Here is an 18,826-nt window from a genome sequence, read left to right on the forward strand (position 1 = left end):
AATTCTGTCCTAGGAGAGCTTGGCTGGAAGCCGCTGATGAGAAAAGCCGTCAGTCAGCACAAATTGAACAAGGAAATTTTGAGCATCGACGAACTCACGATCCTTGGTCAGAGTGGTAGTGCTACGTTCCGTGCTGTGGATGTTCGATCAGAAGAATGGGGTATTCATGGCCGGATTGACCTGGCGGAGGGCGATCCGGAAACGGGAGTAACACTTCTCGAGTACAAAGCCACGCCTGTTCGCAAAATCCCAGAAATAACACCTGCCCACAGGATCCAGCTGACTCTTCAACGCGTTGCCCTCCGGGAAGCGGGCGTGCCCGTAATTGCTCAGGGTGTGTACTTCACCGGCCATAAACGAAGGGTCTTGATTGACCTTGATGGTAGGGATGAAGCCCAAGCTTACGAAGCGGTCAAAGCTACTCGTGAAACGGTAGATTCCCCCGTGGCCCCTGCGCCCTTGGAGGACGACCCTCGATGTCAAGGCTGTTCGCATGCCGTGGTGTGTCTACCTGAAGAGCGAAAGCTCGAAGAAATCCCCCACCAAATACAGGTGGCCAACCCGGATGGAAACGTATTACACGCCACCACCCAAGGCTCTCGTGCTTCCGTGTCCAAGGGGCGAGTCATTATCAACAAATTCGATGATCAACTCGCCTCTCTGCCGATAGAAAAAGTGCAAGCTATCGTGGTGCATGGAAATGTCGACTTATCCGGTGCTTTAATCCGATAGTTCATGTGGCGGGGCCGTTCAATAGTCTGGTGCACAGGGACTGGACGAGTGATGGGGTGGTCTCAACCTGCATCAATGCCTAATGGAGGCGCACGCGCCCAGCAACACGTTTCCAGCGTTGAAGGGAACCTTCCACTAGCACGAGAATTTGTTCTCGCTAAGATCGCGAACCAAGCGACTCTAGCCAGAAGATACGGTACTGCAAAAGAGGTCATTACATCACTGCGGTCACTCCAGACCGTCGTGTCTAAGGCATGCTCGGTCAGCCAGATCATGGGCGTGGAGGGCAAAGCTGCCACGCTGTATTTCCAGCAACTCCCTAAACTGCTTCAGTTCAAGGATAAACCGTGGTTAGCGGCGGGTTTTACAGGCAGAGTCGGTCGAGGCGCTGTGGATCCGGTCAACGTCGCGCTCAATTATGCCTATGGCATGCTCGCCGCGGAAGCGATCCGAGCTATAGCGGCTTGTGGCCTCGATCCTCATGCTGGTTTTCTCCATAGTGGAGGCAGAAACAAGCCAGCATTGGCGCTAGACCTCATGGAGGAATTTCGCGCCCCTGTAGCTGATTCCGCGGTGTTCCGAGCCTTCAATAATGGAGAGTTAAGGCAGGAGTCCTTCAACTCGGCGTTGGGGTCAGCCAGGCTGACAGACCAAGGACGAAGGGCAATCATAAGGGCTGTGGAACAGAGGATTTCCACCGAGTTCCGCCATCCGATATTCGGATATTCCGTCTCGTGGCGACGGGCTATAGAGATTCAAGCGCGGTTGGTATTGGGTGTTATAGATGGGACACAACAGTCCTATCGGGGGATAGTTACTCGATGAGCCGAGATGATGCTAGGCGTTTCCTGGTTACCTACGATATTCCAAGTAATAAGAGGCGAGCTCGAGTCGCAACTGAGCTGGGCCATTATGGTGATCGGGTCCAATACAGCGTATTTCTCTTCGACATATCCCCAGCCGCGATGACACGCCTCAAGTCGGGGATTCTTGAGATGATCAATTCGTCTGAAGACTCCGTATTGGTATGTGATCTTGGTCTTGTCAAAAAACTGTCTGACCAGACCTTTCAATATCTCGGCATTGAAAGGGAGGACCGAGATGACTCGCTGATGATATATTGACCCACCCCATCGTGCGAGGGCTTCATTGATGCGAGATCTTCGGCGAGCCGTCGCGAAGAAAACTACTAGTCACACGCTAGTTTCAAAAGACTCACCCGGAATCGTGCTCTTCTACACTGTCAATTACACCGAGCCCTCGCATACCGACGCGTATGCCCATATGGCTGTATAGTAATAAAGCCTGCTGTCGCCTCACCTTCTAGGTGGGGCCTTCGTTGAGGGGACTGCTCGAGCTCTGTCTACTACGCCCTGGCGGCGGCGGTCGCCTCACCTTCTAGGTGGGGCCTTCGTTGAGGGTGGATCGCGCCTGATCGCATCGCGATCTGCCGGGACGTGTCGCCTCACCTTCTAGGTGGGGCCTTCGTTGAGGGATCGCCGCCCACTGCTCATGAGTCAGAACATAATGTCGCCTCACCTTCTAGGTGGGGCCTTCGTTGAGGGCGGACCGTCAGTCGCGTGATGTAGTTGATCGCCCCGGGTCGCCTCACCTTCTAGGTGGGGCCTTCGTTGAGGGGGATTACCCCGCTGCGGTTGTTGCCCGCCTGTTGGTCGCCTCACCTTCTAGGTGGGGCCTTCGTTGAGGGGGATGTTCAGGTCACTGTCCAGGATGCCGGGCGGACATTGGTCGCCTCACCTTCTAGGTGGGGCCTTCGTTGAGGGAACCGGAATGAAGGAAGTTCGTTCGAAAAGCGGTCGGAGGTCGCCTCACCTTCTAGGTGGGGCCTTCGTTGAGGGCCGGAAGAGACCCGGCTGTGGGTGTCCGGCACCCCAGGTCGCCTCACCTTCTAGGTGGGGCCTTCGTTGAGGGCTTCCCTGACCACTGCCCCACTGCTGACCCTGTGAAGCGTCGCCTCACCTTCTAGGTGGGGCCTTCGTTGAGGGTCCCGTGCGCATGATGGGCATAGCGCCGCGTATTCCGGTCGCCTCACCTTCTAGGTGGGGCCTTCGTTGAGGGCGGGATGAGATCGGGGCGCGGCTCGCGTTGGCTAAGTCGCCTCACCTTCTAGGTGGGGCCTTCGTTGAGGGAGGTCGTCGGGCCGGCTCTGCTTCGAGTTCCTGTGTCGCCTCACCTTCTAGGTGGGGCCTTCGTTGAGGGCGTGAGAGCCATAACCACCTCCTTCCTTTCTAGTACCCGTCGCCTCACCTTCTAGGTGGGGCCTTCATTGAGGGTGCTGAGGGTTACGGTTCGGCTGGGATGAACAATAAGTCGCCTCACCTTCTAGGTGGGGCCTTCGTTGAGGGCACACTGGACTGACGTTCTTAGCAAGTTCCATAACCGATCGCCTCACCTTCTAGGTGGGGCCTTCGTTAAAGGATCGGGAGTCCGTCCTGCGCCAGTCTATAGCCCCGTTGCCTGCCGGCCTGTGCGGCCTGAGAGTGGTGGTGTTAGAGATGGGCCGGGCCCACCCGGTTGTTGTCCGGTGAATCCGTGGTTACTAACGGAACTAGCACCCGCATAGGACACGTAACAGGTCAGCAAGAGCCCGAATCACTGATGCGATGCCGATCAGGGTCCGCACCAGGGTCGGGCTTTTTGCTTCCCTCCAGTCCTGTGCTCAGGTGTATGGCCCATGAGCCTGTCACCTCCGTATCTGACTCCCGCTCTCCCCGGCGCGGGTCTTGGTTGAGTCCCGCAGAGTAGTCGCCTAAAAGGTGACCACCATAAAAGCGCCCCGTCACCCCAGGCTTCCCAGCCCGAAGACCCCCAGGGCCAAGACGAAACCGACGACGCCTATCAACGTCTCCATCACGGTCCAGACCTTGAGCGTAGTGATTTCGTCCATGTCGAGCAGATTCCCGACGAGCCAGAAACCGGAATCGTTGAAATGGGACAGAACCACGGAACCCGCCGCAACGGCCACGACCATGGGGGCCAGCTGGAATTCGTTGTACCCGGCTGCCGCAACACCCGAGGAGATCAGCCCAGCGGTGGTCGTCAGGGCTACCGTCGCGGACCCCTGGACAACTCGTAGTGTCGCCGAAATGATGAACCCAGCCAAAATCAATGGGATACCGAGCCCGGACAAGGACGAGGCCAGGGCGTCGCCGATCCCGCTGGCTTGCAGAACACCGCCGAACATTCCGCCGGCACCGGTGATCAGGATGACCGAACACACCTTGGGCAGGGCCCCTTCCAGGAGATCCTGGGCCTGCTTCTTCCGCAAACCTTTCCTCCACCCGAAAACGACCAATGCAACCATGAGCGTCACCAGGAGCGCGACGGGCGTCTCCCCCAGCATGACCACGAATTCGTACCAAGGCTGGTCTGAGACTCCTTCACCGAGCACTCCGGCGTCGGACAACGCCGAAAGACCCGTATTGGCGAAGATCAGAATCATCGGGAGCAAAAGTATTCCGACGACGGCCATCCAGTGCGGCGGCTCCTCGACGTCTCGGCTTTCCGCAACGCCCATGGTCTGGGGAACGGGCAGATCCACGCGTTTTCCAACGAACTTCCCGAAAAGATACGCGGACAAATACCAGGTCGGGATCGCGACGACGAGACCAACGAGCAGAAGGACCCCCAAATCCGCGTGGAAAAACGAGGACGCCGTAACCGGTCCTGGATGGGGCGGGACAAAAACATGCATCACGGAGAACGCGCCTACCGCCGGGATACCGTACAGGAGCATCGATCCACCGACCCAACGCGCCACCGAAAATACCACCGGGAGCATGACCACGAGACCCGCATCGAAGAATATTGGGAATCCGAACAGCAACGAGGCGATGCCAAGGGCCAACGGCGCTCGTTTCTCCCCGAAAACGTGAACCAAGCGGTGGGCCAAGGAACGCGAACCACCCGACGATTCGAGCAATGCGCCCAGCATCGCACCCAAACCGACCAGAAGAGCCACGGTCCCCAAGGTGGTTCCGAACCCTTGGGTCACCACGTCGACGATGCTCCCCATAGGTATTCCTGCTGCTGCCGCTGTCAACAGGCTGACCAGAATCAGAGCGGGGAAAGCGTGGACCTTGAGTCCGATGATGAGGAGGAGAAGAACAACAACTGCCCCCAACGCGATAAGCAATAACGGGCCGGCACCAAGGGTTTGCGACCATCCGTCGACGTTCATGGGTGCATACCTTCCGTCGTGTTTCGGAGGTGGATCCAGCTTCGAACGATCAACCTCAATTTGTCTGCAGTCGATGGAAAATACCGGCCGACTGGCGTGAACACGAAACTACCTTCTGCGGATCCCGCTGTCCGTCAAGGCGCGGGTCAAATGGTCAGGTAACTTGCAGTCATGACAAGCTATATGAAAACGGCGCACCAAGCGATCGACGGCGCATGCGACAGCTTGCATGCCCTCGGGTTCGAGGTTTCTCGGATCAACCGTTAGGGCCGCAAGAGCCATCAACCGTAACCGCACCTCATCACTCGAAAGTATTCACCATGGACGCATTGACCGACCTCGTCACCAACGTTGGCGACTTTATTTGGCAGGGCATGTTCATTGTCCTGATCGGCATAGGTCTGTACCTGACGATCCGCACACGCGGGGTACAGTTCCGGTCGATCCCTGAGATGTTCAGGATCCTGGGGGAACCCAGTGGTAAGGACTCCGAAGGCCGAACACAGATCTCCTCGTTCCGCGCTTTCACGATCTCAGCGGCTTCGCGAGTCGGAACGGCCAATATTGCCGGTGTCGCCCTGGCGATCAGCATCGGCGGGCCGGGAGCCGTCTTCTGGATGTGGGTCATCGCCTCAGTCGGCGCGGCCAGCGCGTTCGTCGAGTCGTTGCTCGCCCAGCTCTATAAGCATCCCGGCAAGGATGCCTACGTCGGAGGCCCCGCCTATTACATGCAACGCGGACTTCGTGCCCGCTGGATGGGCGTCGCCTTCGCGATCATCATTTGCTTGACCTATGGCTTCGTATTCAACACGGTTCAGTCGAATTCGATCGTGGACGCAATCTCCCAGTCCACCGCTTCCTTCGCTCCGGGTCTTGCGGAGAGCATGGGCCTGAAAGTCGTTCTTGGCGTGATCCTGGCCGTGCTGACCGCGGTCATCATCTTCGGTGGTGTGCGTTCGATTTCCTCGTTCACCCAGGTGATTGTGCCGGTCATGGCCGTCATGTATGTGGGACTCGGCCTGGTCGTGGTGGTCATGAACATTACCGAGATTCCCGCCGTCTTCATGCAGATCATCGAGGGCGCCTTCGGCATCCGGGAATTCGCGACGGGAAGTCTCATGGGCGTGATCGTCCAGGGCGTCCGCCGCGGGTTGTTCTCCAACGAGGCCGGCATGGGTTCGGCCCCGAACGCCGGAGCCACCGCAGCTGTTTCCCACCCTGCCAAGCAGGGATTCGTGCAGTCCTTGGGCGTGTACTTCGACACGATCCTCGTGTGCTCGATCACCGCGTTCATCGTGCTCCTTTCCAAACCGACTTTCGGAGACGAAGCGGCGGGCGCATCACTGACGCAGACGGCCTTGGCAGACCAGTTGGGCGGTTGGGCCGTCCACTTCCTGACCGTAGCGATATTCCTGTTCGCTTTCTCTTCCGTGATCGGCAACTACTACTACGGCGAATCCAATATCCAATTCCTGACCGAACGGAAATGGGTCTTGCAGGTGTACCGGATCGTCGTGCTCTTGTGCGTCTTCGGCGGGACCATTGCCGCTCTGGACCTGGTCTGGTCGCTCGCGGACGTCTTCATGGCCGTCATGGCGTTGCTGAACCTCATAGCCATCCTCCTGCTGGCGGGTGTGGCTTCGAAGGTCCTGAAGCACTATGAGCGTCAGCGCAAGGCGGGCAAGGAACCGATCTTCCACGCATCGGATATGCCGGAGATTACGGGATTGGAGACCTGGGACGGCGGAGACGAGGTCACAACCCGTCAGTTCTGGATCGATCGGGAGGCCATGCGCCAGCCCGCCAAAAAATAGTGGATATTTAATATCCACGATTCGTCGAAGGGGTATGCCCTTGTCGGAAGGTTTTTCTGCTTTCCGACAGGTGGCATGCCCCTTTCGTCTCCGTGGCTACGGCCTTTGTTCTCGGGGCAGGATCGCCATAATGGGTAGGGAATCACGCTCCTATTCCTTTCACGAAAGAACATCTCATTGGGCGGAAAACTGAATCGCGTAACTGGGGCGCTCATTCTCTCCACGGCACTGGCTCTTACCGTGTACTCGTCTCAGAGGCAGGATCTGCGAGGGGCGATCGGCGATTACTACCATTCCTCGGAGTCCGTGCAGAAGGAACTCGGCCATCCGCTCAAACCTCAAGAATGCGATCAGGCGGAGGGCGGATGCTTCCAAGAATTCGCCCATGGCCGCATCTATTGGTCTCCCACCGCCGGCGCGGCCCATGTCCGGGAAGGACAGATCTCTGAGTTCTACAACCAGCACGGGGCCCATGCGGGCCAGTATGGCTACCCCCGTGGACCGGAGCGCTGCTCACACCGTGGGACCTGCATCCAGAGCTTCGACCACGCGGAGATCGCGTGGTCTTCTTCCCATGGCGTTCAGGTCCTGACCTCGGATGCCATTCGCGGTTTCTACGACGGCGAGCACGGCGCGGAAGGACGGCTTGGGATTCCGGTCTCTGCGGAAGAACCGGCCGGCGAATCCGGGATAACGCAGACCTTTTGGAACCAGGCGGACGACAAGCGTTACTCGGTCGCGTGGAGCAGCGCGACCGGGGCGCACGCCGTCGAAACCACGGGGGCGATCGGCAAGAAGTGGACGGAGTTGGGAGCCGCTGGCGGCTCTTTGGGGCTCCCTGTCTCGGAGGTGTTCAACAACCTGCCCTACGGGGGTAGATACCAGGAATTCCAAGGCGGTCGGACGTATTCCTCCCCGGCAACCGGCACGTGGACCGTTACCTCGGGCACCATCCAGCGAGCCTGGGACGAGGATGGAGGGGCAGGAGGGCGGTGGGGTTATCCCACCTCGGACGAGCACTCGACCCCGTTTGGGATCCAGCAGAATTTCCAGGGTGGTATCGCCCGGAAGTACGAGAACGACTCCGTTACTTTCCGGACCTATGAGCAAGTCCAGCCCGACGGGATCAGCAAGACCATGGACGCCGATGCCTCCGCCCTCGGGCTCGGGCGCGTGCTCGGGGCTGCGGCCAAGAGCGCTCTGGACACCTATTCGAAGCAGTACGAGGGTGCGGTCATGGTGTATTCGGACCGTTACGGGGGGGTCGCTCTGTCCAAACGGGTCTTCGACGTCTGGTCCGCCAATCCGAACCCGCACGGTTTGCCGCAGAGTCATTCCGGGGACGGCGATACTCGCCGAACAGCATTCCAACACGACGCACTGGCCTTCGACGTCGACCATGACCTGGTGCGCCGAGTGGACAGAACCCTGGGAACCGGTGACGCACTGGTATTCGGCGATTCCCAGGTCGCTCCGGACAACAGCTGGATCCGGCAAGGCATTTCCAGGGCCGGGTTCACGGTCGAGGCGAGCCAAACCGCGTACCCGAGCATTGGTTTCACTCGAAAACAACCGTCGGGGAGCTATTCCGGCGGGGTCCTGGACAATTATTGGACTCTTCCCCTCGGGGACCCGGAGGTCATTTACCTCCAAGGCTCCGGGAACGACGTCTACGTGCGAGACAACGAGCGCGTCAGACGTGACGCCACCCGGACAATACGCAAGTTGAAGGAGCTGTATCCCCGGTCGACGGTCGTCCTCAGCGGCGTCGTGACCGAGGACATTCCGGAGCACAGGAGCAGGGACGAACTCTCCCGCGTCTACGAACAAGTCGCCGAGTCCGAGAAGATCCGATTCCTCCCCTTGAAGGGGTGGACCACCATCTACCAGGGTGCTCCGTTGCTCTCGGCAGACCATATCCATTTCACGGACGCCGGTCATGATCACATGGCCGATCCCTTCACGGAACAATTCCGGAAGGCGATCCGTTAGATGCATGAGCTCATTGGCTCCGTCCGCCCCACCGCGAAAGATCGGCGCCGTGCGAACAGCGGTGGCATTCACCCTGTTTGCACGGAATGATGGGGTCGAATCGTAGATGGAGGAAAACATGTCGGACCTGACCGAGGTCGAGGTCTTCATCCCGGCTGGAGGCCCCGAGGACACCGAACGCGAAGAGTTCCTCGACGCCGCGGCCGAACTCGCGGAACAGGGGTACCCCATCACGGTGTACGTCCGCGGCGAAGACGAATGGGCCTTCGAAGAATGCGAACACGTGGCGGACATGCTTGAGGCTTCCGGGGACATGGTCTTGCCCATCACCCTTCTGGGACCACAGATCGTGGCCTCCTGGATGTATCCCACGTCCGAGCAGATGCGCAGGTTCGCGAAGGCGCAGGAGCCCAAGCGCAAGGACCCGCGTTTCAGTGCCGCCGCGGCCGCATGCGGTCCAGGCGGCCGTCAGGTTCCCGGCAGCGGACAGCCCTCGGAGAAGCCCGCCCCAGCGGGTTTTGCTGCGGTTTTGGCCGGGGTTCCCGAAACTCCTCGGGGCGGCCCCGATATGGGCGCCCGACGCAACCTCATGGGCGGTGACATTGGCGAGGGGGTACCACCATCATCGACCACGGCGGATTCCACCGGTGATGAGCAGGCCTCAGGCGGTTGTTGCGGCGGATCCTGCGGGTGCGGCGGCCACTGACCTGTCGGTGTCGAACAAGTACTGCCCCTGATCCGACAAGGTGAGCCAAGTAGTGTGGGGCAAAACATCGACTTGAAGGAGTGACCATGAGGTTCTTCCCGAGCAGGAACAATCGTCGTCCGGAATGGCAGCTCTCGCTGTCTCCCGAAGAGAAGAAGAAACGTCAGGCCCAGACGCGCGAACACAAGCGAGGCGGAACAGTGCGGCAGGGCAGCCGGAATCGGGCGGGTCGGGCTGCTCCCGGTTCGGCCGTCGCCGCAGGCCGGAGCCGAGGGACCAACCACCCGACTGATACCCACCGGCACGATGATTCTGATAACCGCCCGGCACGGAAAGCGGGTGGGTTCCTCCGCGATTCGACTATCGCTTTCGTTTGGGGTTTCGCGGATGCGACGGTGTGGTGTGTTTCCCCAGAAGTGTGGACATCCAATGTGGCCCTCAAGAATCCGGCCCGAGGCGGCGCCATCACATGGGGCGCCCTTGCCGGTTCTCTCGCGGGAGGGGTCTGCACGTACAGAATCGCTCAAGAGGCCGGAAAACGCGAGAATGCTCAGCGGTTGCTCCGCATCCCCGGTGTTTCCGCAGAGACTCTTCACCACGCGAATGCCGAAGTCAAAAAATACGGCGCTCGGGCATTGGCTTCGGGCGCGGTCGAAGATCTACCGTACAAGGTTCACGCCAGCGCTTTGGGCATCCAGCAAGCCCCGATGGGCGAGTTCCTGTTCTGGTCCGCCGCGAGCCGCATGACGCGGATTGGGATCGTCACCAACGGCGTCGCCGTGCTCGGGAGCATCTCGCATTCGATCGCTCCGAGGTTGACCAAAGCTGTCGGTCCCCTGGCCCTCAATGCAGGCTGGGCGGCGTACTACGCGTGGCGCTTGTCCAAAGGAACCGAAACGAAGAGTCGCTCATAGGCCGAACGGTTCCAGAAAAGTCATGACGCGGCGATTGCGTACCGCTTGATCGCACAATGCGGTGCGCAATCACCACGCCGCCGAAGCAAGCGCGGATCTGCCCTTTCGGGCTAGGCAGCGCGCCGCCGCTTGAGTCCTCGACTCACCACGGGCCAGAACAGGACCAGAATGATGACCGCGATCAGGCTGGTCCACACCTGAGTCCGGCCGTCGGCCGTGGTCAGCATGACGATCAGGACGAAGGCGACGCCGGCGAAGAGCACGTAATTCAACACGGGATGCAGCCACACCTTAAGCTTCAGGCCGTCCCGTTCTTCCTGGGTCATTTTCCGACGCAGATTAAGTTGTGTCAGGGCGATGAACACGTAGACGAACAGCGCCACAAGGCCAGCGGAATTCATGATGAAGTCGAAGACGCCCGATTCGGGTGCTGCGAAATTCACGATGGTGGCCACCACCCCGCCCACTGTTGAAGCGAGAAGGGCCATGTACGGAACGCCATGACGGGAACGCGCTGTAATCGCTCTCGGGGCGAATCCTTGGTCCGCGAGGGCCGCAAACATTCGCGATGCGGAATACAGGCCCGAGTTCAGTACGGAGAGCACGGCCGTGAAGATGATCAGCTGCATCACCAGGGCCGCGCCCGGAACACCGAACTTGGCGAACGCGATCGTGAACGGCGCCTGCGTCACGTCGGTCGGAACAGGAAGCTCGTTCCACGGGATCACTGTGGTGATTACCAGCACCGCACCGACAAAGAACAGCAGGATGCGCCAAATCACGGTTGAGGTTGCTTGGCGGATGCCCTTGGCCGGGTCCTCGGACTCGGCCGCCGCCATCACAGCGATCTCGGTGCCGAAGTAGGAGAAAATCACCAGGGCTACGCCGGTCAGAGCCGCTCCGTACCCATGGGGTGCGAAACCGCCGTGTTCCCACAGATTGCCGACGGAGAACTCGGCGTGCGGCCACAGCCCGAAGGCGAACAGCACTCCGACGCCGAGGAACACCACTATCGCGATGACTTTGATGCTCGCGAGCCAGAATTCGACCTCACCGAAGGTTCGCACTGAGATCAGGTTGGTTCCCACGAACAACGCCAGCAGGAAGAACGAGGCCGCCCAGGCAGGTACGGCAGGGAACCAACCATGAAGGGTTTCGCCGCCGAGCACTGACTCGTAGGCGAGAACCCCCACCCAGAAGTACCAGTACAACCAGCCGACCAGGTACGCCGCCCAATCGCCCAGCCCCTCTCGGGCATATTCCATGAACGAACCGATTGCAGGACGGGCGGCGGCCATTTCCCCGAGCATCCTCATCGCCAAGAACACCAGGAGCCCGCCGATGAGGTAGGACAGTACGGAAGCGGGCCCGACGGCCCGGATCACGTTTCCTGACCCCACGAACAAGCTCGCGCCGATGATCCCTCCGAGGGTGATCATGGTGACGTGCCGAGAACGCAGTTTGCGCGGAGAGGGTGCGGCGTCGGGCCCGTTCGAACCGCGGGATGTCTTGCCGTGATGGACCGTCGAGCCCATGGAGGTCTGAGGCGAAACCCGGTCGTCGTAGGGTGAATGACTCATGGTTTGGTTGGCTTTCTTCGAGTGATCATCAAGCGGTGCTCGGCCCATTTCACCATGGACCGAGCACCGAGCTCGCACGTGACGGTTCGGGACTAGACCGAACGAATACCTTCGACCAGGATCCCCAGCGCCTCGTCGAGAAGCTCGTCGCTGATGGAAAGCGACGGGAGCAGACGAACGATGTTGCCGTAGGTTCCGCAGGTCAGGATGGCGACGCCGCGCTCCAGACAGTATGCGGCGACATCCTTCGCGGCGGAGGGGTGGGGCTTCTTCGAACCCGAGTCCGCCACGAACTCGATGGCCATCATGGCACCGCGACCGCGTACCTCGCCCACGACGTCGAGCTCATCGACCAACGGTTCGAGCGCGGAGCGGATCGCCTTCTCAATGGCCACGGCCCGTTCGTTGAGGTTCCACTCCTCCATGGTTTCGATCGAGGCCAGAGCCGCGGCACAAGCGACCGGATTGCCGCCGTAGGTGCCGCCCAAACCGCCGGGACCGACGGCGTCGAGCAGGTCTGCACGACCGGTCACGGCAGAGAGCGGCATACCGCCGGCGATGCCTTTGGCCAGGGTGATCAGGTCGGGCTGAACCCCCTCGTGATCCACGGCGAACCACTTGCCGGTACGGCAGAAGCCTGCCTGAACCTCGTCGGCGATGAAGACAACGCCGTTTTCGCGAGCCCACTCGGACAAACGCGGCAGGAATCCTTCGGCAGGAACAATGAACCCGCCTTCACCCTGAATCGGTTCGATTAGGATCGCGGCCACATCCTGGCCGCCGATCTGCTTCTCGATCTGTGAGATGGCGCGTTCTGCGGCTTCCTTGCCGTCGATCTCGGCAGGCTCGCGATAGGGGTAGCTCATCGGCACGCGGTACACCTCGGAGGCAAAAGGACCGAATCCGCGCTTGTACGGCGCGGCCTTGGCGGTCAGCGCCATCGTGAGGTTGGTCCGGCCGTGATACGCGTGGTCGAATACGACGACGGCGTTACGGCCGGTCGCAGCGCGAGCCACCTTGACCGCATTTTCAACGGCCTCGGCACCCGAGTTGAACAGCACGGAGCGCTTCTCGAAATCGCCCGGGGTTACTTCGGCGAGTTTCTCGGCAACGGCCACGTATCCCTCGTAAGGAGTAACCATGAAGCAGGTGTGAGTGAAGTGCTCGGCCGCGTCCTGTACGGCTTTCACAACCTTGGGAGCCGAGGCACCCACGGAAGTCACCGCGATTCCCGACCCGAGGTCAACAATCGAATTGCCGTCGACGTCGACGATCACGCCCCCGTCCGCATCCGCGGCGTACACCGGGACGGAAGAGGCCACGCCGCCCGGGACGACCTTGGAGCGACGCTCGGCAAGTTCTTTGGACTTGGGTCCGGGGAATTCACCCGTGAGGCGAATTTCCTGCGGGAGCCGGTAGCTGATTTCAGTCATAAGTGGATGATCCTTTTGGCGAGGGGGAATGATTAAGCGCTGATGTCATGCATGACGTGCTTGACACGGGTGTACTCTTCGACCGCGTACAAGGACAAATCCTTGCCGTGACCGGAATCCTTGAAACCGCCGTGCGGCATTTCTGCGGCGAGAACTACGTGGGTATTGACCCACACGCAACCGAAATCCAAGTCCCGGGAAACGCGCATCGCCGTGCCGTGATTGCTGGTCCATACCGAGGAGGCCAGAGCGTAATCGACGTCGTTGGCCAGCTCCAAGGCTTCCTCCTCGCTCGAGAAGGTCTGCACCGTCAGGACGGGAGCGAAAGTTTCCTCCTGGACGATCGGGTCGTCTTGGTGCACGCCCGAGATCACGGTCGGCTCGATGAAGAACCCCTTGTCGCCGAGCTGCCGACCACCGCACTCGACGGTTGCGTGGTCGGGCAGATTCTGCAATTTGCCCATCACCGTGTTGAAGTGATTGACGTTGTTCAAAGGACCGTAATAGTTTTGGGCGTCGTTCTCGGAGCCGGTCTTGGTGGCCTTGGCTGCCTTGACCAGGAGCTGAGTGAATTCCTCGGCCGCAGATTCTTCGACGAGAACCCGCGTGACGGCGGTGCAGTCCTGACCGGCGTTGAAGTATCCGAATTCGGTCAGCATCTGCGCGGTGCGCTCGAGGTCGGCGTCGGCAAACACGATGGCCGGTGCCTTGCCGCCCAACTCGAGGTGAGTCAGTTTCAAATCCTTGGCTGCGGACTCCGCGACGGAACGTCCCGCGCGGACGGACCCCGTGATGGCCACGAGTTGCGGGGTCTTGTGCGAGACCAGTTGGGCACCGACCTTGCCGTCGCCCAAGACGATGTTCACAACCCCGGCGGGGAAAATCTCCGAGATCAGCTCCGCGAGGACAAGTGTCGACTCAGGGGTGGTGTCCGAGGGCTTGAGCACGACGGTGTTGCCCGCGGCCAGGGCAGGTCCGAGTTTCCACACGGCCATGTCCAGCGGGTAATTCCACGGGGTCACCTGCGCGACGACGCCGATCGGTTCGCGCCGAATGTACGAGGTGTGGTCCTCGACGTACTCGCTGGCACCTTTGCCCTCGAGCGTACGGGCCGCTCCGGCGAAGAACCGGAACTGGTCCGCGCCACCGATGATTTCCTCGGACTTGATCGCATCACGGGGCTGGCCGGTGTTGCGGTACTGCGCATCGGCAAGGCGGTCGGCGTTGGCCTCCATCGCATCGGCGAGGTCCAGGAGCATCTTCTGGCGATCGGACGGAGTGGTGCGCTTGAAGGTCTTGAACGCTTCCGAAGCGGCAGCGAAAGCTGCGTCGATTTCTTCCGCCGTGGAAATCGGCGATTCGGCGACCTTTTCGCCCGTGACCGGGCTGATGATATCGAGCACATCCGTCGAGGAAGACTCGACGAATTCTCCGTTGATGAAGTTCTTAAGACGGTTGACCATGTCGACTCCTTCTTATGGGGTGAGCTTTCTGGATCGGATCAGGCTCCGTCGCCGTCACCGACCGGCGTAAGGATCCTTGATGCCGATGTACTGGGTCGTCGTGTATTCGGCGATGCCTTCGGCCCCGCCTTCACGGCCCAGTCCGGACTGTTTGACACCGCCGAACGGTGCGGCAGCATTCGAGATGACTCCTGCGTTGAAGCCCATGAGCCCGTACTCGAGGTGATCCGAAACGCGGAACATGCGCGAAGGATCCTGCGTGTACACGTAAGACGCGAGGCCGTATTCGGTGTCGTTGGCCAGCTCATATGCCTCCTCTTCCGTGGAGAAGGTAATGATCGGGGCCACCGGTCCGAAGATTTCTTCCTGGATGACCCGGGCATCCCGTGGTACATCCACCAGGACCGTGGGTTCAAAGAAGTATCCCGCGCCCTCACCGGGTTTTCCACCGACCAGAATGCGGGCCCCGCGCTGGGTCGCATCTTCCACGAGTGCCGTCACGGATTCCTGGGCCTTCTTCTCGACGAGGGGGCCACAAGTGATTCCGTCTTCCAGACCGTTTCCGACCTTGAGGGCACTGATTTTCTCGGCGAATTTCTTTCCGAATTCCTCGGCCACGGACTCATGGACGATGAACCGGTTCGCCGCGGTGCAGGCCTCCCCGATATTGCGCATCTTCGCGCCCATCGCGCCCTGGACGGCATCGTCGATGTCGGCGTCTTCGAAGACGATGAACGGGGCATTCCCCCCGAGTTCCATGGACGTGCGCAGAACATTGTCCGCGGCTTTGACCATCAGCTGCTTGCCGACCGGGGTGGACCCGGTGAAAGATACCTTGCGCAAACGCGGATCTTCCATGATCGGATTGGAGATCGCCGACGCCGAGGCTCCGGAAACCACGTTGAGGACACCAGCGGGAAGGCCCGCGTCGACCATGGTTTTGGCGAAATATTGGCTCGTCAAAGGGGTTAGCCGGGCAGGCTTGAGCACCATGGTGCAGCCCGCGGCCACGGCCGGGGCAACCTTGCGCGTGCCCATCGCCAAGGGGAAATTCCACGGCGTAATGAGCAAGCAGGGTCCAACCGGCTTGCGCACGGTCAGCATCCGAAGGTTTCCTTCCGGAGTTGGCGCATACCGACCGTAATCGCGCACGGCCTCCTCGGAGAACCACCGAAGGAATTCGCCGCCGTACGCGACCTCACCGCGTGCCTCGGCCAATGGCTTGCCCATTTCCAGGGTCATGAGAGTCGCGAACTCCTCCTTGCGCTCCTGAACCAGGTCAAAAGCACGACGGAGAATATTCGAGCGCTCACGTGCGGAAGTCGCGGCCCATTTGGCTTGGACCGCGCACGCCGCGTCCATTGCGGTACGGGCATCATCGCTCGTACCGGACGCGAGGGTCGCGATCGTCTCGCCGGTTGCGGGGTTATCGACCTCGTATGTGGACCCGTCAGAGGCATCGCGCCACTGGCCACCAATCAATAATCCTGTGGGAACTTGGGCCAATAGCTGATCAATATCGATGGCCATGGAATCACACCTCTTTCACGTGTCCTACGGCACGAAGTCTACCGTAGTTAACCAATACTCAATTTTTGTTTCATGCCCTTCAGTTCCCGCCATTCCGGGGCTGTTGGGGATTCACCGCTTTGAGCTGACCGGTCCAGGGCTGGGCCTCGGAGCCGTATCGTCCGGGGTGATAGTCCCTCGGCACCACGACGATGGGAATAGGCAGCTTCGACAGGATCTTCGACGTAGTGGTGGAGAGAAAAAGCTCTCCCCTTTGGGCTAGCTTGGAGGATCCGGCCATGAGGACCGCGCCCTGCTCCCAATCGAGAGATTCGACGGCTTCCGATATTCCTCGACCGTGCCCAACGACGACCCGTAACTTTTCAGGCTCATCCGGCCTGACGCTGGAGTCGGCAACCAGCCCCTCAACGGCTTCCTGCACCCGGCCTTCGTCGTCTTCCGCAGAACCGTCCACCATGCACACCAATCGCACAGGGATTCCGGTCCGATTGAGCGTCGCAATGGCTTCCTCGACCAAACCGATCGAGTCGTACTTGGGGCTCACCGCACAGTCGATCGCGGTGATCGACGCGGAATTCTCGTAATTACGAGGAGCAATAATGACCGGCAATGCGGCACGGTGCAGCAGCGCATTGTCGACGGAGCCAATGCCGTGCCACAGCCAAGAGCTCTTCGACGAGCTCCCGACGACTATGGCACCTGCATTGACAACCTCGGCCATTTCCATCAGACCGGTCGCGGCATTCACTGAACGGCGAATGTGGTACCTGGCGACAACGTCGTCCGGAACCATTTCCGCGGCCTCCTGGAGCCACTCTTTGGCTTGATTCTTCACGAGGTCGGCGTAATTGCCGGGACCGCGCAGTGCCCCGGCATACGCATCCTCGGCTTTCAGGACCAGAACCACGTCAAGTTCGGCACCCATCGAGCGCCCCAGTGCCACGCCCAGGTTCAGCGCTTCCCTACCGCGGCGGTTTGCGGAATAACCAACGATGTATCTCATAGTGAGTCCACAATATCCGCAGCTGTCTTCAGACCCATACGAATTGCTCCGTCCACGTGCTGATACCCCTCGGCGGCAATATCCGAGCAGGACCAGTGGATCGGCCCCACGGGCTCACTCTGATCTTTGCCGTACCGGTGGAGACCACCCAGGTCATAGCTCGCCGCGTAGGCTCCGCGGGTCCATTCCTCGGCGCCCCAGTCGGACTCGTAGTAGACCACGGGGTTCTTGGCCTCTTCACCCAGCAATTCGGCCATCGCGGTCAGGATGGCTTCCTTGCGCTCTTCCGCCGAGATCTCGAACATGCGATCAGCATTCTCGTCGGAGACGAAGCCAACGAGCGTTCCGCGGGATTCTTCCTCGCCGGTTTCGGGGTCGTAGTTGGTGTTGTCGTAGATCTCCTGGACCAATGAGTCCGCGGCGAACGCCGTACCGGACAGACCCTTTTCCCGCCAGAAAGGCGTGTCGTACACCGCGTGAACCTTGATGACCAGGCCCAGGGACTGATGCTGGTGCAGCTGATGTTGGCGTCGGGGCAAAGCCGGCACGTAGGAGATGCGGCTGTAAAGGTTCGGCGGAACCGCAACAATGGCCCGCTTCGCCCGCACGAGGATGCCCGAGCCACTGGCCTGGCCGTCTTCCGAGAACTTTTCCGCCTCAACCAGAACCGGGTACTCGGGGTCCGCTTCCTGCCACCGGAGGACGCGCACGGGATGACCCGTTATGACGTCGTCGCCCAACCGCTCGGCAAGGGCAAGAGAAACGGACTGCATTCCGCCGAGGACCCGCTTGTCGAGAATGAAGTCCTCGTCCACGAGGTGCGAGAAGGACCCGGCAGAGGCAGCCATGAGGACAGCCTGAAGCGCTGAGAAAGCGTGAGACGGCTTGGTCAGCATGCCGCCCGCGATGAACAGGCCAATGTTGTTGCAGGCTTCTTCGTCCGAGGACTGCTCGCGCAGCCAGTGATGGAAGGAGATCGTATCCAATTCACGCGCCTTGGGGTGAGCCCACGGCTCGGTCGGCCCGATCTCCGCGGCCAGGCCGTCCAGAATCTCGATCAGACGCTCCATCTCGCGCTCGGTTTCCGCGGAGACCGGGAACATCTCTCCCGCGTATCGGGTCACGGTGCCCTTCGGCGAACGGTAGATGTTCTCTCCCTCGCGGTACCGAGAAAAGGTCTTGAGCCCTAGATCGTCGACCAACTCGGTGAGCACGGTCTGATCAGGGGAAATCCACTGGCCGCCGATCTCGAGGAACGCGCCGTCGATGACCTGCGACCACGTGCGCCCTCCCACGCGCTCGCGGGCCTCGAGCACCGTAACGCTTTTGCCCGCCTTGCGCAGTTCAGTTGCGGCGGCCAAGCCGGAAGGGCCGGCACCGATCACGACAACGTCGGACTCGCGGACGGACCACTCGGATTGCTGAGGATTATGAGGGTTGGCACTCATGTTCAGACCT

At 60.5% G+C, this 18,826-nt stretch carries 12 protein-coding genes, 1 pseudogene and 1 CRISPR repeat array; of the genes and pseudogenes, 6 read left to right on the top strand and 7 right to left on the bottom strand.

Annotated features, from left to right (window positions below; translation table 11 throughout):
* The first annotated feature begins 36 nt into the window (after nucleotides 1–36).
* Nucleotides 37–1,557: pseudogene (gene cas1, locus sake_RS13650) on the top strand (CRISPR-associated endonuclease Cas1).
* Nucleotides 1,554–1,856 carry a CRISPR-associated endonuclease Cas2 gene (gene cas2, locus sake_RS12250; RefSeq protein WP_178946158.1) on the top strand — a complete coding sequence of 101 codons (303 nt, stop codon included), beginning with the start codon at nucleotides 1,554–1,556 and terminating at the stop codon, nucleotides 1,854–1,856. The pseudogene cas1 and the gene cas2 overlap by 4 nt, the downstream one beginning before the upstream one ends.
* 186 nt (nucleotides 1,857–2,042) lie before the next feature.
* Nucleotides 2,043–3,171: a CRISPR direct-repeat array (repeat unit 36 nt; unit sequence GTCGCCTCACCTTCTAGGTGGGGCCTTCGTTGAGGG).
* Nucleotides 3,172–3,532: 361 nt separating this feature from the next.
* On the opposite strand, the gene sake_RS12255 is transcribed toward cas2, so the two are convergent.
* Complete coding sequence (locus tag sake_RS12255) at nucleotides 3,533–4,933, bottom strand: GntP family permease (protein WP_178946159.1); 1,401 nt, start codon at nucleotides 4,931–4,933, stop codon at nucleotides 3,533–3,535.
* 320 nt (nucleotides 4,934–5,253) lie between these two features.
* Here sake_RS12255 and sake_RS12260 point away from each other — a divergent pair, with 320 nt between their 5' ends.
* The 4 genes from sake_RS12260 to sake_RS12275 all read left to right on the top strand — a co-directional run bounded on the left by sake_RS12260 (nucleotide 5,254) and on the right by sake_RS12275 (nucleotide 10,359).
* Nucleotides 5,254–6,747, top strand: coding sequence for a sodium:alanine symporter family protein (locus sake_RS12260; protein WP_178946160.1), 1,494 nt, complete (start codon nucleotides 5,254–5,256; stop codon nucleotides 6,745–6,747).
* A gap of 177 nt (nucleotides 6,748–6,924) precedes the next feature.
* Nucleotides 6,925–8,739, top strand: a complete 1,815-nt coding sequence (locus sake_RS12265; RefSeq protein ID WP_178946161.1) for a GDSL-type esterase/lipase family protein — start codon at nucleotides 6,925–6,927, stop codon at nucleotides 8,737–8,739.
* A gap of 118 nt (nucleotides 8,740–8,857) precedes the next feature.
* Nucleotides 8,858–9,445, top strand: coding sequence for an arsenic metallochaperone ArsD family protein (locus tag sake_RS12270; protein WP_243155696.1), 588 nt, complete (start codon nucleotides 8,858–8,860; stop codon nucleotides 9,443–9,445).
* 86 nt (nucleotides 9,446–9,531) lie between these two features.
* The gene (locus tag sake_RS12275; protein WP_129360232.1) at nucleotides 9,532–10,359 is read left to right on the top strand and encodes a hypothetical protein; all 828 of its coding nucleotides are present in this window, start codon (nucleotides 9,532–9,534) and stop codon (nucleotides 10,357–10,359) included.
* Nucleotides 10,360–10,469: 110 nt separating this feature from the next.
* Here sake_RS12275 and sake_RS12280 read toward each other — a convergent pair whose 3' ends face one another.
* The 6 genes from sake_RS12280 to sake_RS12305 form a co-directional block, all read right to left on the bottom strand.
* On the bottom strand, nucleotides 10,470–11,939 hold the full coding sequence (locus tag sake_RS12280; protein ID WP_129360231.1) for an amino acid permease: 1,470 nt from the start codon (nucleotides 11,937–11,939) through the stop codon (nucleotides 10,470–10,472).
* A gap of 92 nt (nucleotides 11,940–12,031) precedes the next feature.
* The gene (gabT, locus tag sake_RS12285; RefSeq protein WP_129360230.1) at nucleotides 12,032–13,372 is read right to left on the bottom strand and encodes a 4-aminobutyrate--2-oxoglutarate transaminase; all 1,341 of its coding nucleotides are present in this window, start codon (nucleotides 13,370–13,372) and stop codon (nucleotides 12,032–12,034) included.
* Between the two features lie 32 nt (nucleotides 13,373–13,404).
* Nucleotides 13,405–14,835 carry a gamma-aminobutyraldehyde dehydrogenase gene (locus sake_RS12290; RefSeq protein WP_178946163.1) on the bottom strand — a complete coding sequence of 477 codons (1,431 nt, stop codon included), beginning with the start codon at nucleotides 14,833–14,835 and terminating at the stop codon, nucleotides 13,405–13,407.
* 54 nt (nucleotides 14,836–14,889) lie between these two features.
* Nucleotides 14,890–16,365, bottom strand: coding sequence for an NAD-dependent succinate-semialdehyde dehydrogenase (locus sake_RS12295; RefSeq protein ID WP_178946164.1), 1,476 nt, complete (start codon nucleotides 16,363–16,365; stop codon nucleotides 14,890–14,892).
* A gap of 79 nt (nucleotides 16,366–16,444) precedes the next feature.
* Nucleotides 16,445–17,368: a universal stress protein gene (locus sake_RS12300; protein ID WP_129360227.1), complete on the bottom strand. Its 924-nt coding sequence runs from the start codon at nucleotides 17,366–17,368 to the stop codon at nucleotides 16,445–16,447.
* The gene (locus tag sake_RS12305) at nucleotides 17,365–18,816 is read right to left on the bottom strand and encodes an NAD(P)/FAD-dependent oxidoreductase (RefSeq protein WP_178946165.1); all 1,452 of its coding nucleotides are present in this window, start codon (nucleotides 18,814–18,816) and stop codon (nucleotides 17,365–17,367) included. Before sake_RS12305 ends, sake_RS12300 begins: the two co-directional genes overlap by 4 nt.
* Between the last annotated feature and the right edge of the window lie 10 nt (nucleotides 18,817–18,826).

The sequence above is a fragment of the Kocuria sp. TGY1127_2 genome, from assembly GCF_013394385.1.
Taxonomy (GTDB): Bacteria; Actinomycetota; Actinomycetes; order Actinomycetales; family Micrococcaceae; genus Rothia.